This is a genomic window from Defluviimonas sp. SAOS-178_SWC (assembly GCF_039830135.1).
Taxonomy (GTDB): domain Bacteria; phylum Pseudomonadota; class Alphaproteobacteria; order Rhodobacterales; family Rhodobacteraceae; genus Albidovulum.
In genome coordinates this window covers 3,985,952-4,002,747 of record NZ_CP156081.1, presented here as the reverse complement: position 1 = coordinate 4,002,747, position 16,796 = coordinate 3,985,952, and the positions used below count along the sequence as shown (strand labels likewise).

Sequence of the window (16,796 nt, the reverse complement as noted above, 5' to 3'; positions counted from 1 at the left end):
ATGAGCGCGCGTATCGTTCTGCTGGGCCTCGCCGCCGCCGCCCTCGCCGGCTGCGTGAAGACCGACCACAGCGTCGACCGTTTCGTCGACAGCGGGCAACTGGCCGAGAAGGTCAAATGGGGCGTCTATGTCGACCCCGACGGTTGCGACGTCTGGATGGCGGATGACGGGATCGAGGGCTATTCGGTTCTCCGCCTCGATCCGAAGACGGGTGAAAGGGTCTGTTCGGGCGTCTTGCCGCGAGGCTATGCGGCAGACCACAAGCGCGGTTCGACCATCCCCGATCCGATCTGAGCCTGCAAATGATGCGAAACCGCCACGGCCAACCGGCCGTTGGCGGTTTTTTTCACATTCCTGCCAATATCGACAGGCTATACTTGCGTTGTGACGTCGACAGGGGCACCATTTCCGCATGACCGCCTGTCAAAGGAGATTTGCTTGGGCATCAGCGCCTTGACCCCGCCGCCGCATCCCGAAGATCTGCACGAGACGCTTCTGGAATTTCCCAACAACCGGCTGTTGATTGACCTGTGCGGCGAGTTTGACCGCAACCTGGCACAGATCGAACATCAACTCGGGGTCCATATCCTGCGCCGCGGCAACCAGATCGCGGTGGTCGGATCGGCGGAGGCGCGCGGCCACGCGGCGGCGGTTCTGCAAACCCTCTACGGCAAGCTCGAAACCGGGCGCCCGATCGACGCGGGCGAGATCGACGCGGCGATCCGCATGGGCGAAAGCGGTCCGGCCGCGCCGCAAAGCCTCGACGAACAGCTGGAGATGTTCGCGGGAGGCAGATTCGAGATCCGCACCCGCAAGAAGCAGGTCGAGCCGCGCACCGAGGCGCAGAAGGCCTACGTCAAGAACCTCTTCCAGCATGAGCTCGCCTTCGGCATCGGCCCGGCGGGCACCGGCAAGACCTATCTGGCCGTCGCCGTCGGCGTGACGATGCTGATCGGCGGCCATGTCGACCGGATTATCCTGTCGCGCCCGGCGGTCGAGGCCGGCGAACGGCTCGGCTTCCTTCCCGGCGACATGAAGGAGAAGGTCGATCCCTACATGCAGCCGCTTTACGACGCGCTGAACGACTTCCTGCCGGCCAAGCAGGTCCTGAAGCTGATCGAGGAAAAGCGGATCGAGATCGCCCCCCTCGCCTTCATGCGCGGGCGGACGCTGTCCAACGCCTTCGTCGTCCTCGACGAGGCGCAGAACGCGACGACGATGCAGATGAAGATGTTCCTGACCCGGCTTGGCGAAGGCAGCCGGATGGTGATCACCGGCGACCGTACCCAGGTCGACCTGCCGAAGGGGGTCTTCTCGGGCCTGTCCGACGCCGAACGCATCCTCGACGGCGTGAAGGGCGTGAGCTTCAACTATTTCACCGCGAAGGACGTTGTGCGCCACCCGCTTGTGGCCCGCATCATCGAGGCTTATGACCGCGACGATGGAGCCACTGGTTGAAACACTGATCGAAGACGCGCGCTGGCAGTCCGTGGGGCTCGGCGCGCTGGCCGAACGTGCGGCGCGTGCGGTGATGGAAGACCAGGCGCTGCCGGATGCGGGGTTTGCGATCAGCCTTCTCGGCTGCGCCGATGTGCGCATCGCCGACCTCAACGCCGATTTCCGCGGCAAGCCGCAGCCGACAAACGTGCTGTCCTGGCCGTCGGACGAGCGCGGGGCAGAGGCCGATGGCGGCGCGCCGGACCGTCCGCGCCCCGGCCCGGCCGACATGCCGGAGGAGTTGGGCGACATCGCCATTGCCTGGGAAACCTGCATCCGCGAGGCGGAAGAGCAGGGCAAGCCGGTGGAAGAGCATGTCACGCATCTTCTGGTTCATGGCGTGTTGCATTTGCTCGGCTACGATCACGTCCGCGACGGCGATGCCGCGCTGATGGAGGGCGCGGAAATTCGCATACTTGTCAAAATGGGTTTCAAGAACCCATATGAGTGAACCGGCGGCGGTGCCGCGCGGGATATCTGGAAAGGACCAATGGGCGACAGTTTAGACGGGTCTACGGTGGCGCAGGACGCGCCCGACCCCTCCGACAGTACCGGGCAACGTGGCTTTTTCGGCCGCATCATCGACGCCTTCACCCCCTCCGAGACTGATGCCGGCGAGACGGTGGAGGCCCAAGAGGACAACGCCCGCGTTTCGTCAACCCAGCCCCTGCCGGGCATCGGCAACCTGCGCCGCATGCGGGTCGAGGACGTGGCGATTCCCAAGGCCGAGATCGTCGCGGTGCCGGTGACCGCCTCTCTCGACGACGTTGTGGCGAATTTCCGCGAAAGCGGCTTCTCGCGGCTCCCCGTCTTCAAGGGCACGCTCGACAGTCCGCTGGGGCTCATACACCTCAAGGATCTCGCGCTCGAACAGGCATTTACCGACCCGAAGCCCCGTTTCAATCTCAGGAAGATGCTGCGGCCACTGCTTTACGCGCCGCCGTCGATGCCGATCGGGGTTCTTCTGCAGAAGATGCAGTCCGAGCGCATCCACATGGCGCTCGTCATCGACGAATACGGCGGCGTCGATGGCCTCGTCACGATCGAGGACCTGATCGAGACGGTGATCGGCGAGATCGAGGACGAGCACGACACGTCGGAGGATGGCCTCTGGAACGAGGAAAAGCCGGGACAGTACATCGTGCAGGCGCGGGCGCCGCTTGCCGATTTCGAGGCCCAGATCGGCCTCAAGCTTGCGGGCGAGGAAGAGGATGAAGAGATCGACACGCTGGGTGGCCTCGTCTTCATGCTGGTCGGAAGGGTGCCGGCGCGCGGCGAGGTGATCCCGCATGAAAGCGGCGCCGAGTTCGAGGTGATGGACGCCGATCCCCGCCGGATCAAGCGACTGAGAGTGCGCCTGCCGCAGGCCAAGCGCTGACCATGCGCCTTCATCCCGGACGCTTCTTCGGGCGCGCGGCCCGGCCTTCGGCGCGCCGAATGGTACTCGCCGCGCTTTTCGGCGCCGGCGTCGCGGCGGGGCAGGCGCCCTGGGATTTCTGGTGGATCGCCCTGCCCGCACTCGGGCTTCTCACCGCGCTCATCGCCGGAGAGGGGCGGACGACCCGCCTCGTCTGGCTCGGCTGGACCGGCGGCACCGGCTATTTCGCGGCATGCCTCTTCTGGATCGTCGAGCCCTTTCTGATCGACGTCGCCCGCCACGGCTGGATGGCGCCCTTCGCGCTCGTCTTCATGGCGGTCGGCATGGCGCTGTTCTGGGCGCTCGCGGCCGGGATCGCGGCGCTCGGGCCGGGCGGCGGGGCGCGGGCGCTGGGCTTCGCGCTTGGCCTCGCGGCGACGGACCTTCTTAGGACCTATCTCTTCACCGGCTTTCCCTGGGCACTGATCGGCCATGTCTGGATCGGCACACCGGTGATGCAGGCGGCGGCCTGGATCGGACCCATCGGCCTCACGCTGATCACGACGCTGGCCGTCGCGGCCCCGTTTCTCGCGCGGGGGCTGGCCGGTCGGATGGGCCTCGCCGGGCTCTCCGCCCTGGCGCTGGGCGGGATCTGGGCCGGCGGTGTTCATCGGCTGGACATGCCGGAAACGCCCCGAGATCCGGCGATCCGGGTGCGTCTCGTCCAGCCCGACGCGGACCAGCACCTGAAATGGCAGGGCGACATGTGGAAGGTCTTCCTCGACCGGCTGCTGACGGCCAGCGCCGCGCCGGCGGAAAAACCGCTCGACCTGATCGTGTGGCCGGAGACGGCGGTGCCCTACCTTCTCGAACGCTCCGGCACCTTCTTCGCCGACGAGGTCGCCGTGGCCTCCGGCGGGGTTCCCGTCGCGACCGGCATCCAGCGGATCGAGGGCGCGCGCTTTTTCAACAGCCTCGTCGTCGCCGACGGGCACGGGCGCATCATCGGCATCTACGACAAGTGGCACCTCGTCCCCTTTGGCGAATACGTCCCGCTCGCCGAACTGGCGGCGAAGTTCGGCATCGCGGCCTTTGCGGCGCAGGAAGGCTACGGCTATACCGCCGGGCCGGGCGCGCGGACCCTCGATCTTGGCCGGGCTGGCAAGGTGCTGCCGCTCATCTGCTACGAGGCGGTCTTTCCCCAGGACCTGTCGAGCGCGCCGGACCGCGCCGACTGGGTGCTGCAAGTGACGAATGACGGCTGGTTCGGCAACCTCGCCGGCCCCTACCAACACCTGGCGCAAGCGCGGCTTCGCGCGGTCGAGCAGGGATTGCCGCTTCTCCGCGCCGCCAATACCGGGGTGACGGCGGTGATCGACGCCAAAGGCAGGGTGCTGGAGACGGTTCCGCTCAACACCGAAGGCTGGATCGACGCCGATGTGCCGCCGGCACTCGCCCCGACGGTCTATGCGCGCTCGGGCGATCTGCCGGCAACAATCCTGCTGACTCTGTCGCTATTGGCGCTCGCGGCGGCCCGGTGGCGACAATCACGTTGACCCCGCCTCTGCCTGCGGCTACGCAGTCTCATCGAACCGCCACAACGGCTTCCTGGCGTGGCGGGGGTAACCCCAATGGAGCACTTTCATGACCCGCCAGAACTACATCTTCACTTCCGAAAGCGTTTCGGAGGGCCACCCCGACAAGGTCTGCGACCGCATTTCCGATGCTGTCCTCGATACTTTCCTCGCCGAGGAGCCGAATGCCCGCGTCGCCTGCGAGACTTTTGCGACCTCGGGCATGGTCGTGGTCGGCGGCGAGGTCGGTCTGTCGGATCAGGAACGTCTGAAGAATTACATGGGCCGGATCGGCCAGATCGCCCGCGACTGTATCAAGGATATCGGCTACGAGCAGGAGAAGTTCCACTGGAACACCTGCCATGTCCTGAACTTCCTGCACGAGCAGTCGGCGCATATCGCACAAGGCGTCGACCGGGACGGCGCGGGCGACCAGGGCATCATGTTCGGCTACGCGGTGGACGAGACGCCGGAACTCATGCCGGCGCCGATTCAGTATGCGCACGCGATCCTGCGCCGGCTGGCCGAGGCGCGGAAATCCGGCGCCGAGCCGACGCTGCGCCCCGATGCCAAGTCCCAGCTGTCGCTGCGCTATGAGGATGGCAAGCCGGTCGAGGTGACATCGCTCGTCCTCTCCACCCAGCATGCCGACGAAAGCCAGACCTCCGACGACATCCGCGCCATTGTGGAGCCCTATATCCGCGAGGTCCTGCCCGCGGGCTGGCTGACCGAGAAGACCGAATGGTGGGTCAACCCGACCGGGACGTTCGTGATCGGCGGGCCTGATGGCGACGCGGGCCTGACCGGGCGCAAGATAATCGTCGACACCTATGGCGGGGCGGCCCCTCACGGTGGCGGCGCGTTTTCCGGCAAGGACCCCACCAAGGTCGACCGCTCGGCCGCCTATGCCGCGCGCTACTTGGCCAAGAACGTGGTCGCGGCGGGCATGGCCAGCCGCTGCACCTTGCAGCTCTCCTACGCGATCGGGGTGGCGAAGCCGTTGTCGATCTACGTCGACACCCACGGCACAGGCGTGGTGACCGAGGCGGAAATCGAAAAAGCGGTGGCGAAGGTCATGGACCTGACGCCGCGCGGCATCCGCACCCATCTCGACCTCAACAAGCCGATCTACCAGCGCACCGCCGCCTATGGCCATTTCGGCCGCGCGCCGGAGGCCGATGGCGGCTTCAGCTGGGAAAAAACCGATCTGGTCGAGGCGCTGAAGAAGGCGGTATAAGGCAACGGACCGCGCGCCGCAGCGACCGCGGACGGCATGCACCTATTGGCGGCAGGGCGGGCCATCGTGCCCGCCTTGTCCTTTTCGGAAGGGAAGATCCCATGCCCAAGACCGACGTTTCCGGTCTGTCGCAACTTGGCGCCGAGGTGACGCAGCCGGCCTCGCCGGAAGATGCCGTGCTGGAGAAGGTGCCTGCCGGACATTCGGGCACGAAATACGTCGTGCGCTTCACCGCGCCCGAGTTCACCTCGCTCTGCCCGATGACGGGGCAGCCGGACTTCGCGCATATCGTGATCGACTACATCCCGCGCGACTGGCTGGTGGAAAGCAAGAGCCTCAAGCTCTACCTCTTCTCCTTCCGCAACCACGGCGCCTTCCACGAGGATTGCACCATCGCCATCGGCAAGCGGATCGTCGACCTGCTGGACCCCGAATGGCTGCGGATCGGTGCCTACTGGTATCCGCGCGGCGGCATCCCGATCGACGTCTTCTGGCAGACCGGCGCAGCGCCGGAGGGCGTCTGGATTCCCGACCAGGGCGTGCAGCCCTACCGTGGCCGGGGTTGACCGGGGCAGGTCTGGCCCGCTAGACGCCGCCGACCACTTCGGGGCTCCGAGACGATGACAGACGACAGCAAGATCCAGCCGGAATGGCGCAACTTCTACGGCCGCATTCGCGGCAAGTCGATGCGCGCAAGCCAGAAGACCTATTTGTCCGAGGATCTTGACACGTTGCGCCCGCGGGGCGTGACGCGCGAGGAGAACCCCGAGCGGGCGCTGATCGACCCGGCGGAGATCTTCGGCGACCACCGGCCGGTCTGGCTCGAAGTCGGGTTCGGCGCCGGCGAGCATCTGGTGCACATGGCGGCGCGGTATCCGGGCGTAGGGATCATCGGCTGCGAGCCCTTCATCAACGGCGTCGCGATGCTTCTCGGCAAGATCCGCGCGGCGGGCGTGACCAACCTTGCCGTCCACCCCGGCGACGCGCGCGACCTGATGGAAGTGCTGCCGGAAGGCTCCGTCGCCAAGGCTTTCCTCAACTATCCCGATCCCTGGCCAAAACGCCGCCATCACCGCCGCCGCTTCGTGACCGCAGAGCATCTTCTGCCCCTTGCGCGGGTGATGGCGCCGGGGGCCGAATTCCGGGTCGCGACCGACATACCCGACTATGTCCGGCAGACCCGGATCGAGGTGCCGAAGGCCGGTTTCGAACTCGTGAACGACAGCGGTGCGGCGTGGGACGACTGGCTGTCCACCCGCTACGAGCAGAAGGCGCTCCGCGAGGGCCGGGTGCCGCACTACCTGACGTTCCGCCGGGTCTGAGCGCGGATGCCTCCGGCAGGGGCATTTTCGCGACGAAGACGCCGCGTGGGGCATGGACCGCCCCCGGCGCTTGCGCTATCAGCGAGGCGATTTTGCGAGGGAGAGACCCATGTCCGGCCACGGTGAGCCTGTTGCGATGACCGCCCGTAAGTCCGGGCCGCTGAAGGGCGTGGCCGAGGTGCCGGGCGACAAGTCGATCTCGCACCGGGCGCTGATCCTCGGCGCGCTGTCGGTCGGAGAGACGAAGGTGACCGGGCTTCTCGAAGGGCAGGATGTGCTCGATACCGCAAGGGCGATGCGCGCTTTCGGAGCGGAGGTCACGCGGACGGGCGAGGGGGCATGGTCCGTGCACGGGGTCGGTGTCGGCGGTTTCTCCGAGCCCGCTGACGTGATCGACTGCGGCAATTCCGGCACCGGCGTGCGGCTGATTATGGGGGCGATGGCGACAAGCGCCGTCACCGCGACCTTCACCGGCGATGCCTCGCTTCGCAAGCGCCCGATGGGGCGGGTCACCGATCCGCTTGCGCTCTTCGGGGCGCGGGCCTATGGCCGGACCGGCGGGCGCCTGCCGATGACCGTCGTCGGCGCCGCCGATCCGGTGCCGGTGCGCTACACGGTGCCGGTGCCCTCGGCGCAGGTGAAATCGGCCGTGCTTCTGGCGGGCTTGAACGCTCCGGGCCAGACCGTGGTGATCGAGAAGGAACCGACGCGGGACCATTCCGAACGGATGCTGAGGGGGTTCGGCGCCGACCTGACGGTCGAGGATACATCCGAAGGTCGCGTCATCACGCTGACTGGCCAGCCGGAACTGAAGCCCCAGACCGTCGCCGTGCCGCGCGACCCGTCCTCTGCCGCCTTCCCGGTCTGCGCGGCGCTGATCGTCGAGGGTTCCGACATCCTCGTGCCGGGGGTCAGCCAGAACCCGACGCGCAACGGGCTTTACACCACGCTCGTCGAGATGGGGGCGGATATCGCGTTCCAGAACCCGCGCGAGGAGGGTGGCGAGCCAGTGGCCGACCTTCGTGTCCGCTTCTCCACGTTGAAGGGCATCGAGGTGCCGGAGGAGCGCGCGGCAAGCATGATCGACGAATACCCGGTCCTGTCCGTCGTCGCGGCCTGCGCGGAAGGCACCACCGTGATGCGCGGCGTGAAGGAATTGCGGGTGAAGGAAAGCGACCGGATCGACGCGATGGCGCGCGGGCTCGAAGCCTGCGGCGTACGGGTCGAGGAGGAAGAGGACGTCCTCATCGTCCACGGGCTGGGGGCGGGCGGCGTGCCGGGCGGCGCGACCTGCGCCACCCATATCGACCACAGGATCGCGATGTCGTTCCTCGTCCTCGGCCTCGCCGCGAAACAACCCGTGAGCGTCGATGACGGCAGCCCCATCGCCACGTCCTTCCCGGTCTTCGAGGATCTGATGTCCGGGCTCGGCGCCCAGATCGCGCGGACGGGCCGGTGACGGACAGCGGCGGACGCGCGCTTGTCGTCGCGACGGCGCTCGTCTGGCTGGTCATGGTCGCGCTCAGCCTGTGGAACTGCACCACATGGAGCGTCTGCCTCTTCGATGCGCCGAGATTGCCCTATGGGCCGGCAGAGGCACGGGCGTTCCTCGCCTCGCTCGGGGAAGCGGCCCGCTGGCGCTATCTCTGGGTGGTTCAACCGCTCGACCTTCTCTTCCCGGCGATGCTCTGCCTGAGTTTCCGCGAGGTCTTTGCGCAGTTGGCTCCCGAACGGCTGGCGGGGCGCCTGGGCTCCCTGGCCGTCATCGAAGCGGGCGTCGATTACCTTGAAAACGCGCTGGTCCGGGCGATGCTGAAGCGGCCGGACGGGGCTTTTCCCGACATCCTGCCACAGGCGGCGAGCGCATTGACGACGCTCAAATGGCTGCTCCTCGCCATGCTGTTCGCGGCGCTCCTGCGGCTCTGGCTCAACAGGAAGCGCGCGCCCCGCTAGAGGCGCGCGCTTGGCATCAGAGATCGCTCGCCGCGACGTGTTCGATCTGCGCCCAGTTCTCCGTCGCCTTGCTCAGCGCGCCGGCCACGTCTTCGAGGAACAGCTCGCGCGTCTTCGCGTTGAGGAAGACATAGAGCTTGCCCTCATGCACGACCGAATGGCGCGGATCGCCGTCGAACTTCTTGCCGACCGCGACGCCGTAGGTGCAGAAGCCGCCGTTCTGCGGCTCGAACGCCGCGGGATTGGCGTCGAAGGCGGCCTTGTTCCCGGCCGAGGCGAAGTAATACGCGGCCCCGTTCAGAACCGAGGAGAACTCACCCTCGCCGGTGACGACCGTGCCGGTCACCAGGGCGACCGGGTCGGCGCCGTGAAGACCCACGGGCGCGCCGGCGTAGGAGAGGCCGGGCGCGATGTTCAACTCATCCGCCGCGAAGGCGGGCGCGGCGAGAACGGGAAGCGCCGCGGTCAGAGCGGCGAGGAGGAGAGTGCGTTTCATATCGTTTCCTTTCATGGCTGCCGGGGCGGGAGCGGCCCCGGTCCGATGCAGATAGGGTGGCCGGTCCGGACGCCCCATGACCGATCGTCCGCTTATCCTGCCCGGTCGTCCCGAACCGGGGCGAAGGGCGGTTTGACCCGGCAGGACGGCTGCGCTATGGCCGATCTGGACGGAGGTGGCGATGATCTTCACGGTGGCGATCGACGGGCCGGCGGCGGCGGGGAAGGGGACGGTCTCCCGCGCGGTGGCCGCGCATTTCGGCTTCGCCCATCTCGATACCGGGCTTCTCTACCGGGCGGTCGGCGCCAAGGGCGGCGATCCGGTGGCGGCGGCCCAGAGCCTGACGCAAGAGGATCTGGACCGCGGCGACCTCCGCACGCTGGAGGCAGGGCAGGCGGCCAGCCGGGTCGCCGTCATCCCGGAGGTGCGGGCGGCTTTGGTGGCGTTTCAACGCAGCTTTGCCCGGCGCGAGGGCGGCGCCGTGCTTGACGGGCGCGATATCGGTACGGTGATCTGCCCCGACGCGGAGGTGAAGCTTTACGTCACCGCCAGCGCGGAGGTCCGCGCCCACCGCCGCTGGCTGGAAGTCGGCGGTGACGAGGCGCAAGTCCTGGCCGAGGTAATCGAGCGTGACCGGCGGGATTCGGAACGGGCCGAGGCGCCCTTGAAACCCGCCGTGGACGCCGTGCTGATCGACACGTCGGACCTGAGCATCGCGGCCGCGACCCGCGCGGCCTGCGACATCGTCGCCGCGCGGCTCGGCTGACCTCGACGGCAGGGGCGCCGATTCCCATATCGGGACGATGTGGCGTGTCTTCGGGGTCTGTCTCTTCTGGCTGGCGCTCGTCCTCCCCGGCGAGGCGGCGGAGCGTCCGGAAGGGCTGATGTGGAACCGTTCCGGCCTTCCGGCGAAGCTCCCGCTCCAGATCAAGACGGTCGCTGGCGCGGACTACCTGCTGCACTTGCGCGACATGGGAACCGGGCAAGACGTTCTGGCGGCCTACATCCGGGGTGGTGAGTTCTTCCGCGTCCTCGTCCCGCCCGGCCTGTTCGAGCTGCATTTTGCCTCGGGGACCGACTGGCGCGGAGAAGCGGCGCTCTTCGGTCCCGCGACGCGGCGGTTTGTACTCGACCCGCCTTTGGCCTTCGGCGCCACCGCGACGAAAAGGGTGGGCCATCTTGTCGACCTCCGCAACCTTGGCGATGTAACCACACGGGACTTCGCGATTTGCCAGCGCTTTGCGCTCGACCCCGACAGCGTGAATCTGCCGTGGTCCCCGGTCTGGCAGCCGGATACGGCGCTGCCGACCGACGGGCCGCGCGAATACCCCGTGCCGCGCTACGATCTGGTGTCGCGCATCTGCGAGTGAGCGGAACGGCGGCCGGTGACGGCGCCGACAGCCACAGAACCCTTGCCGCAGCGGCGATTCCCCCCTATAGGGACGCGGTCCGAAGGGTCCGGCCATGCCGTGGCCCCTTTGGTCGTATGCAACGAAAGACCGGCGGAGCCAACCGCATGGCCAGATAATCATGTTGAAAAGGAAAACTGAACGCATGTGCGCTAAAGCGACGATGGAGGAATTCGAAGCCCTCCTCAAGGAAAGCTTCGAGATCGACACCCCCGAAGAGGGCTCGGTTGTCAAAGGCAAGGTCATCGCCATCGAGGCGGGCCAAGCCATCATCGATGTCGGCTACAAGATGGAAGGCCGCATCGACCTCAAGGAATTCGCAAATCCCGGCGAGAACGCCGAGATCGCCGTGGGCGACGAGGTCGAGGTCTATCTCGACCGTGTCGAGAACGTCCGTGGCGAAGCCGTCATCAGCCGCGAGAAAGCCCGCCGCGAAGAGGCGTGGGACCGTCTCGAAAAGGCCTATGCCAGCGAAGAGCGCGTCGACGGCGCCATCTTCGGCCGCGTCAAGGGTGGCTTCACCGTCGATCTCGGCGGCGCTGTCGCGTTCCTGCCCGGTTCGCAAGTTGACGTCCGTCCGGTGCGCGATGCCGGCCCGCTCATGGGTCTCAAGCAGCCGTTCCAGATCCTGAAGATGGACCGCCGCCGCGGCAACATCGTCGTTTCGCGCCGCGCGATCCTCGAAGAGAGCCGCGCCGAACAGCGTGCCGAGGTCATCGGCAACCTGTCGGAAGGCCAGACGGTCGACGGCGTGGTCAAGAACATCACCGAATACGGTGCGTTCGTCGATCTCGGCGGCGTTGACGGCCTGCTCCATGTCACCGACATGGCGTGGCGCCGCGTGAACCACCCGTCCGAGATCCTGTCGATTGGCGAGACCGTGAAGGTCCAGGTGATCAAGATCAACAAGGACACCCACCGCATCTCGCTCGGCATGAAGCAGCTTCTGTCCGATCCGTGGGATTCGGTCGAAGACAAGTTCCCGATCGGCTCGGTCCACAAGGGCCGTGTCACGAACATCACCGACTACGGTGCGTTCGTGGAACTGGAAGCTGGGGTCGAGGGCCTCGTCCACGTCTCCGAAATGTCCTGGACCAAGAAGAACGTCCATCCGGGCAAGATCGTCTCGACCTCGCAGGAAGTCGACGTCATGGTGTTGGAGATCGACACCGCGAAGCGCCGCGTGTCGCTCGGCCTCAAGCAGACGATGCGCAACCCGTGGGAAGTCTTCGCCGAAACCCACCCGGAAGGCACCGTCATCGAGGGCGAAGTCAAGAACATCACCGAATTCGGTCTGTTCATCGGCCTCGAGAACGATATCGACGGCATGGTTCACCTCTCCGACCTCAGCTGGGAACAGCGTGGCGAGGATGCGATCCAGAACTACCGCAAGGGCGACATCGTCAAGGCCGCCGTCACCGAGGTGGATGTCGAGAAGGAGCGTATCTCGCTCTCGATCAAGGGCCTCGACGCCGACACGTTCTCCGACGCGGTCGACGGCGTGAAGCGCGGCTCGGTCATCACCACCACGGTCACCGCGATCGAGGATGGCGGGATCGAGGTCGAGTACAACGGCATGAAGTCCTTCATCCGCCGTTCGGACCTCGCGCGCGACCGCGCCGACCAGCGCCCCGAGCGCTTCCAGGTCGGTGACCACGTCGATGCCCGCGTGACCAACGTGGATTCGAAGACCCGCCGCCTCGGCCTTTCGATCAAGGCGCGCGAGATCGCCGAAGAGAAGGAAGCCGTGGAACAGTACGGCTCGTCCGACTCGGGCGCCTCGCTCGGCGACATCCTCGGCGCGGCCCTCAAGGGCTCGGGCGACAGGTAAGGCCGCCCTCGAAACGATCATCGACGGCCCCGCCTCTGGCGGGGCCGTTTTCGTTTGGGCGAATCGCGCGCGGCGCCAGTCGCCCCGCCCGTCCCGAACATGGTTCGAAGCGTACAAATGCTGCAGTGCAGTGTCGGCTGACGCTACGAAATCCGCTGCACAAAACCTGCAATCACGCAGAATTCCCCGCCTTTCCAATGGCTTTCCTGTTTGTCCATTCGCGGATTGCGCCTATAGTCGGCGGGAATAAAAACTGCGGCCGTTGGCCTGGACGGTCCGCACAGGGGGGTTCCGAATGATCCGGTCCGAATTGATCCAGAAGATTGCCGAGGAAAATCCGCACCTCTTCCAGCGTGACGTCGAAAGGATCGTGAACACGATCTTCGAAGAGATCATCGAGGCGCTGTCGCGGGGCGACCGGGTCGAACTCAGGGGGTTCGGCGCGTTTTCGGTGAAGAAGCGCGATGCGCGCACCGGCCGCAACCCGCGCACCGGCGAATCCGTCGAGGTCGAGGAAAAGCATGTCCCCTTCTTCAAGACCGGAAAGCTCTTGCGGGACAGGCTGAACGGGGGCTAATGATCCCCCATGCTGCGTTTTCTCCGACTGGTCTTTCTCGCGGTCCTTGCGATCGTTCTCGTCGCGGTGGCGTCGGCCAACCGCGATCCGGTTACGCTGCGCCTCCTGCCGGCGGAAATCGACGCCTATCTCGGGATCAACTGGTCGCTCGAACTGCCGCTCTTCCTAGTCATCTTCGCGGGGATTGTTGCGGGCCTCGCTATCGGCTTCGTCTGGGAATGGTTCCGCGAGGCCAAGCATCGCAGCGCCCTCAGCCAGCACAAGCGTGACGCCGGCCGGCTGGAGCGCGAGGTGAACCGCCTCAAGGCCGAGAAGCCCGAACCCGAGGACGAGGTTCTGGCGCTTCTTGAGGGCAAGGGCGCGACGCGCTAAGTCTCGGACATGGATATCCGGGTCAAGATCTGCGGGCTGAAAGAGCCGGCCCATGTCGCCGTGGCCGTGGAAGCGGGCGCGACCTATCTCGGCTTCGTCTTTTTCGCGAAATCGCCGCGCCATCTCGAGATCCCCGCCGCCGCGCGGCTCGCATCCGGGGTGCCGCCGGGGGTGGCCAAGGTGGCGCTGACGGTCAACGCGACCGATGCGGAGCTGGACGCGATCACCGGCGCGGTGCCGCTCGACATGCTGCAATTGCATGGCGGCGAAAGCCCCGAGCGCGTCGCGGAAATCCGCGCCCGCTACGGCTTGCCGGTGATGAAGGCCGTCGGCATCGCCGACGAGGCCGACCTCCCCGCACTTCAGACTTATGGCCGCGTCGCCGACCAGCTTCTGGTCGATGCCAAGCCCCCGAAGGACGCGGCCCTGCCCGGCGGTAACGGGCTCTCCTTCGACTGGCGGCTGGTGGCGCGGAAATACTGGCCCTGCCCGTGGATGCTCGCCGGCGGCTTGACGCCCGGGAACGTCGCCGAAGCGATCCGGCTGACCGGTGCGCGGCAGGTCGACGTCTCTTCCGGCGTCGAAAGCGCGCCGGGCGTGAAGGACGCGGGCCTTATCCGGGCCTTCATCGCGGCGGCGAAGGGTGCCGTTCCGGCATGATCCGGTTCCGCGAAGCCACACGCGACGACGTGCGGGCAGTGCTCGCGCTTCTGACCGACGACGCGCTGGGCGCGGCGCGGGAAGGGACCGACTTGGCCCCCTACCTTGCCGCCTTCGACGCGATGAAGGCTGAGGGTGGCAACACCCTTATCGTCGGCGAGAAGGACGGCCGCATCGTCGCCACCTACCAGCTGACCCTCATCTCGGGCCTGTCTCTCCGTGCCAGCCGCCGCGCGCAGGTCGAATCCGTCCGCGTCGCAACCGACATGCGCGGGCAGGGGATCGGCGAGGCGATGTTCGCGGACGCCGAGGCGCGGGCGCGCGCCGCAGGGTGCCGCCTCATGCAGCTGACCATGAACGCCACCCGCCGCGACGCTCGCCGATTTTACGAGAGGCTCGGCTTTACGCCGTCGCATATAGGCTTTAAACGCGATCTGTCTTGATAGGGGGCGCTCAGATGGCCGACGACCTGTTCAACAGCTTCATGAACGGACCCGACGAAAACGGACGGTTCGGCATTTACGGCGGCCGCTTCGTCAGCGAGACGCTGATGCCGCTGATCCTCGACCTTCAGGCCGAGTACGAGAAGGCCAAGACTGACCCGACCTTCTGGGCCGAGATGGACTGGCTCTGGAAGCACTATGTCGGCCGGCCCTCACCCTTGTATTTCGCCGAGCGGCTCACCGACCATCTCGGCGGTGCCAAGATCTACATGAAGCGGGACGAGCTGAACCATACCGGCGCGCACAAGATCAACAACGTGCTCGGCCAGATCATCCTCGCCCGCCGCATGGGCAAGACCCGCATCATCGCCGAGACCGGCGCCGGCCAGCATGGCGTGGCGACCGCGACGGTTTGCGCCAAGTTCGGTCTGAAATGCATCGTCTATATGGGCGCCCATGACGTCGAGCGTCAGGCGCCGAACGTCTTCCGCATGCGGCTTCTCGGCGCCGAGGTCGTGCCGGTGACCTCCGGTCGCGGCACGCTCAAGGACGCGATGAACGACGCGCTGCGCGACTGGGTGACGAACGTGCGCGACACGTTCTACTGCATCGGCACGGTGGCGGGCCCGCATCCCTACCCGGCGATGGTCCGCGACTTCCAGTCGATCATCGGCAAGGAAGTGCGCTGGCAACTGGCGGAACAGGAAGGCGAAGGCCGTTTGCCCGACACCGTCATCGCCGCGATCGGCGGCGGCTCCAACGCGATGGGCCTCTTCTACCCGTTCCTCGACGATCCCTCGGTGCGGATCATCGGCGTCGAGGCCGGCGGCAAGGGCGTGGACGAGCGGATGGAGCATTGCGCCTCGCTCACCGGCGGACGACCCGGCGTCTTGCACGGCAACCGCACCTACCTTCTTCAGGACGACGACGGCCAGATCCTCGAAGGCTTCTCGATCTCGGCCGGTCTAGACTATCCCGGCATCGGGCCGGAACATGCCTGGCTCCACGATACCGGCCGCGCCGAGTATGTCTCGATCACTGACAAGGAGGCGCTGGAGGCGTTCCAGCTCTCCTGCGCGCTCGAAGGCATCATCCCCGCGCTGGAGCCGAGCCATGCCCTCGGCCATGTCATGAAGATCGCGCCGGACCTGCCCAAGGACCATATCATCGTCATGAACATGTGCGGCCGCGGCGACAAGGACATCTTCGCCGTGGCCAAGCACCTGGGCTTCGACATCAAGACCTGACGCAATCTTGCGAAAGCGAACGGGCCGCGTGACGCGGCCGAAGGGACGCCCGGACGGCCGGGCGCCCTGAATTTTCGGGGCGTTCTCTTGCCGCGAGGCCGATTCGCTGGGCCTGGCGGGCTGCGATCGGAGACGACCGACGCCCCGCCACCCGCCCCATGCGAGGCTTGCGCTCCGTTTCCAACCCTATCGATCGTCGCCCATCCGGACGCAAACCCGACCCGGGTCGGGCATTGGTGATGCATTCGCCCGCTTTAGCGCGCCCATAAACTTCGGTTTAGCCGCGTCTGGCGCGGGTTTATGGCCATTGTCGCCGATTGACCCCCAACTCGGATCAGGGCGTCCCGGTGCACGAGGGCCGGGCGCCGCGTCTTGAGTGGAACACTGCGATCAGGGGAACAGCCATGCTACACCTTGCCGGATTTTCGGCGCCGCCGAGCGAAAGAATCTACCTCATGCAGCCGTCGGTCAACATGGGCGAACTGGTGCAGCGCCAGCTTCAGGAAATCGCCGCCGACGGCTTCGGCGATATCGACGTGCGCTGGAACAGCATCGCGCTTTCCATCGAGGCGCGCAGCGACGAAGGCTCCCTCCGCCGGGTCTTCAACTGCGCCGGCGCCTGCGTGATGGAGAAGATCGACCGCTGTGGCGCCGGGGTGGAGCGAGTCTACGACGCCGACGGGATTACGCTCCTTTCCGAAGAGATCTTCGACGAAATCGGGGATCGTTGACGATCCCGAAACCGAAATGGCCTCACTGAGGGCATTTCTTGCCGCAATGCGATGCCAAGGGCATGATCGTTAACGGTTTTGGGTAGTTCC

At 66.5% G+C, this 16,796-nt stretch carries 20 protein-coding genes and 1 riboswitch; of the genes, 19 read left to right on the top strand and 1 reads right to left on the bottom strand.

Going from position 1 to position 16,796, the window contains the following annotated elements:
• The 10 genes from V5734_RS20730 to V5734_RS20685 all read left to right on the top strand — a co-directional run bounded on the left by V5734_RS20730 (position 1) and on the right by V5734_RS20685 (position 8,940).
• A complete protein-coding gene (locus V5734_RS20730) occupies positions 1-294 on the top strand; it encodes a hypothetical protein (RefSeq protein WP_347311499.1) in 294 nt (97 codons plus the stop codon).
• A 144-nt stretch (positions 295-438) separates the two neighbouring features.
• Positions 439-1,458: a PhoH family protein gene (locus V5734_RS20725; RefSeq protein ID WP_347311498.1), complete on the top strand. Its 1,020-nt coding sequence runs from the start codon at positions 439-441 to the stop codon at positions 1,456-1,458.
• Positions 1,442-1,948, top strand: coding sequence for an rRNA maturation RNase YbeY (gene ybeY / locus V5734_RS20720; protein WP_347311497.1), 507 nt, complete (start codon positions 1,442-1,444; stop codon positions 1,946-1,948). Before V5734_RS20725 ends, ybeY begins: the two co-directional genes overlap by 17 nt.
• A 39-nt stretch (positions 1,949-1,987) precedes the next feature.
• Positions 1,988-2,875 (top strand): hemolysin family protein, encoded by an 888-nt coding sequence (locus V5734_RS20715; RefSeq protein WP_347311496.1) that lies wholly within the window; start codon positions 1,988-1,990, stop codon positions 2,873-2,875.
• Between the two features lie 59 nt (positions 2,876-2,934).
• On the top strand, positions 2,935-4,410 hold the full coding sequence (gene lnt, locus V5734_RS20710) for an apolipoprotein N-acyltransferase (protein WP_347311495.1): 1,476 nt from the start codon (positions 2,935-2,937) through the stop codon (positions 4,408-4,410).
• Positions 4,411-4,443: 33 nt separating this feature from the next.
• Positions 4,444-4,493: riboswitch (SAM-SAH riboswitch) on the top strand.
• Between the two features lie 5 nt (positions 4,494-4,498).
• Positions 4,499-5,665: a methionine adenosyltransferase gene (metK, locus tag V5734_RS20705; protein ID WP_347311494.1), complete on the top strand. Its 1,167-nt coding sequence runs from the start codon at positions 4,499-4,501 to the stop codon at positions 5,663-5,665.
• Positions 5,666-5,766: 101 nt separating this feature from the next.
• A complete protein-coding gene (gene queF / locus V5734_RS20700; RefSeq protein WP_347311493.1) occupies positions 5,767-6,231 on the top strand; it encodes a preQ(1) synthase in 465 nt (154 codons plus the stop codon).
• A 54-nt stretch (positions 6,232-6,285) separates the two neighbouring features.
• The gene (trmB, locus tag V5734_RS20695; protein WP_347311492.1) at positions 6,286-6,987 is read left to right on the top strand and encodes a tRNA (guanine(46)-N(7))-methyltransferase TrmB; all 702 of its coding nucleotides are present in this window, start codon (positions 6,286-6,288) and stop codon (positions 6,985-6,987) included.
• A gap of 109 nt (positions 6,988-7,096) precedes the next feature.
• Positions 7,097-8,446 carry a 3-phosphoshikimate 1-carboxyvinyltransferase gene (gene aroA, locus V5734_RS20690; RefSeq protein WP_347311491.1) on the top strand — a complete coding sequence of 450 codons (1,350 nt, stop codon included), beginning with the start codon at positions 7,097-7,099 and terminating at the stop codon, positions 8,444-8,446.
• Entirely contained in the window at positions 8,443-8,940 is a 498-nt protein-coding gene (locus V5734_RS20685) for a hypothetical protein (RefSeq protein ID WP_347311490.1), read from the top strand. The genes aroA and V5734_RS20685 overlap by 4 nt, the downstream gene beginning before the upstream one ends.
• Positions 8,941-8,956: 16 nt before the next feature.
• On the opposite strand, the gene V5734_RS20680 is transcribed toward V5734_RS20685, so the two are convergent.
• Positions 8,957-9,436 carry a YHS domain-containing (seleno)protein gene (locus tag V5734_RS20680; protein ID WP_347311489.1) on the bottom strand — a complete coding sequence of 160 codons (480 nt, stop codon included), beginning with the start codon at positions 9,434-9,436 and terminating at the stop codon, positions 8,957-8,959.
• Positions 9,437-9,617: 181 nt separating this feature from the next.
• Here V5734_RS20680 and V5734_RS20675 point away from each other — a divergent pair, with 181 nt between their 5' ends.
• The 9 genes from V5734_RS20675 to V5734_RS20635 all read left to right on the top strand — a co-directional run bounded on the left by V5734_RS20675 (position 9,618) and on the right by V5734_RS20635 (position 16,706).
• Positions 9,618-10,202: a (d)CMP kinase gene (locus tag V5734_RS20675; protein ID WP_347311488.1), complete on the top strand. Its 585-nt coding sequence runs from the start codon at positions 9,618-9,620 to the stop codon at positions 10,200-10,202.
• Between the two features lie 37 nt (positions 10,203-10,239).
• On the top strand, positions 10,240-10,806 hold the full coding sequence (locus V5734_RS20670) for a hypothetical protein (protein ID WP_347311487.1): 567 nt from the start codon (positions 10,240-10,242) through the stop codon (positions 10,804-10,806).
• Between the two features lie 184 nt (positions 10,807-10,990).
• Positions 10,991-12,676 carry a 30S ribosomal protein S1 gene (rpsA, locus tag V5734_RS20665; RefSeq protein WP_347311486.1) on the top strand — a complete coding sequence of 562 codons (1,686 nt, stop codon included), beginning with the start codon at positions 10,991-10,993 and terminating at the stop codon, positions 12,674-12,676.
• Between the two features lie 295 nt (positions 12,677-12,971).
• On the top strand, positions 12,972-13,253 hold the full coding sequence (ihfB, locus tag V5734_RS20660) for an integration host factor subunit beta (RefSeq protein WP_347311485.1): 282 nt from the start codon (positions 12,972-12,974) through the stop codon (positions 13,251-13,253).
• Positions 13,254-13,262: 9 nt separating this feature from the next.
• Complete coding sequence (locus V5734_RS20655; protein ID WP_347311484.1) at positions 13,263-13,625, top strand: LapA family protein; 363 nt, start codon at positions 13,263-13,265, stop codon at positions 13,623-13,625.
• A 9-nt stretch (positions 13,626-13,634) separates the two neighbouring features.
• Positions 13,635-14,285, top strand: coding sequence for a phosphoribosylanthranilate isomerase (locus V5734_RS20650; protein WP_347311483.1), 651 nt, complete (start codon positions 13,635-13,637; stop codon positions 14,283-14,285).
• Positions 14,282-14,728, top strand: coding sequence for a GNAT family N-acetyltransferase (locus V5734_RS20645; RefSeq protein WP_347311482.1), 447 nt, complete (start codon positions 14,282-14,284; stop codon positions 14,726-14,728). The genes V5734_RS20650 and V5734_RS20645 overlap by 4 nt, the downstream gene beginning before the upstream one ends.
• Positions 14,729-14,742: 14 nt before the next feature.
• Positions 14,743-15,975, top strand: coding sequence for a tryptophan synthase subunit beta (trpB, locus tag V5734_RS20640; protein ID WP_347311481.1), 1,233 nt, complete (start codon positions 14,743-14,745; stop codon positions 15,973-15,975).
• Between the two features lie 404 nt (positions 15,976-16,379).
• Complete coding sequence (locus V5734_RS20635) at positions 16,380-16,706, top strand: hypothetical protein (RefSeq protein WP_347311480.1); 327 nt, start codon at positions 16,380-16,382, stop codon at positions 16,704-16,706.
• The last annotated feature ends 90 nt before the right edge of the window (positions 16,707-16,796 follow it).

Bases quoted from the DNA above. Each gene is read 5' to 3' on its own strand.
- V5734_RS20650 (WP_347311483.1), top strand. From the start codon at position 13,635: ATGGATATCCGGGTCAAGATCTGCGGGCTGAAAGAGCCGGCCCATGTC.
- V5734_RS20730 (WP_347311499.1), top strand. From the start codon at position 1: ATGAGCGCGCGTATCGTTCTGCTGGGCCTCGCCGCCGCCGCCCTCGCC.
- rpsA (WP_347311486.1), top strand. From the start codon at position 10,991: ATGTGCGCTAAAGCGACGATGGAGGAATTCGAAGCCCTCCTCAAGGAA.
- ihfB (WP_347311485.1), top strand. From the start codon at position 12,972: ATGATCCGGTCCGAATTGATCCAGAAGATTGCCGAGGAAAATCCGCAC.
- ybeY (WP_347311497.1), top strand. From the start codon at position 1,442: ATGGAGCCACTGGTTGAAACACTGATCGAAGACGCGCGCTGGCAGTCC.
- V5734_RS20645 (WP_347311482.1), top strand. From the start codon at position 14,282: ATGATCCGGTTCCGCGAAGCCACACGCGACGACGTGCGGGCAGTGCTC.
- V5734_RS20635 (WP_347311480.1), top strand. From the start codon at position 16,380: ATGCTACACCTTGCCGGATTTTCGGCGCCGCCGAGCGAAAGAATCTAC.
- aroA (WP_347311491.1), top strand. From the start codon at position 7,097: ATGTCCGGCCACGGTGAGCCTGTTGCGATGACCGCCCGTAAGTCCGGG.
- lnt (WP_347311495.1), top strand. From the start codon at position 2,935: ATGGTACTCGCCGCGCTTTTCGGCGCCGGCGTCGCGGCGGGGCAGGCG.
- metK (WP_347311494.1), top strand. From the start codon at position 4,499: ATGACCCGCCAGAACTACATCTTCACTTCCGAAAGCGTTTCGGAGGGC.
- queF (WP_347311493.1), top strand. From the start codon at position 5,767: ATGCCCAAGACCGACGTTTCCGGTCTGTCGCAACTTGGCGCCGAGGTG.
- V5734_RS20680 (WP_347311489.1), bottom strand. From the start codon at position 9,436: ATGAAACGCACTCTCCTCCTCGCCGCTCTGACCGCGGCGCTTCCCGTT.
- V5734_RS20670 (WP_347311487.1), top strand. From the start codon at position 10,240: ATGTGGCGTGTCTTCGGGGTCTGTCTCTTCTGGCTGGCGCTCGTCCTC.
- V5734_RS20655 (WP_347311484.1), top strand. From the start codon at position 13,263: ATGCTGCGTTTTCTCCGACTGGTCTTTCTCGCGGTCCTTGCGATCGTT.
- trmB (WP_347311492.1), top strand. From the start codon at position 6,286: ATGACAGACGACAGCAAGATCCAGCCGGAATGGCGCAACTTCTACGGC.
- V5734_RS20715 (WP_347311496.1), top strand. From the start codon at position 1,988: ATGGGCGACAGTTTAGACGGGTCTACGGTGGCGCAGGACGCGCCCGAC.
- V5734_RS20675 (WP_347311488.1), top strand. From the start codon at position 9,618: ATGATCTTCACGGTGGCGATCGACGGGCCGGCGGCGGCGGGGAAGGGG.
- trpB (WP_347311481.1), top strand. From the start codon at position 14,743: ATGGCCGACGACCTGTTCAACAGCTTCATGAACGGACCCGACGAAAAC.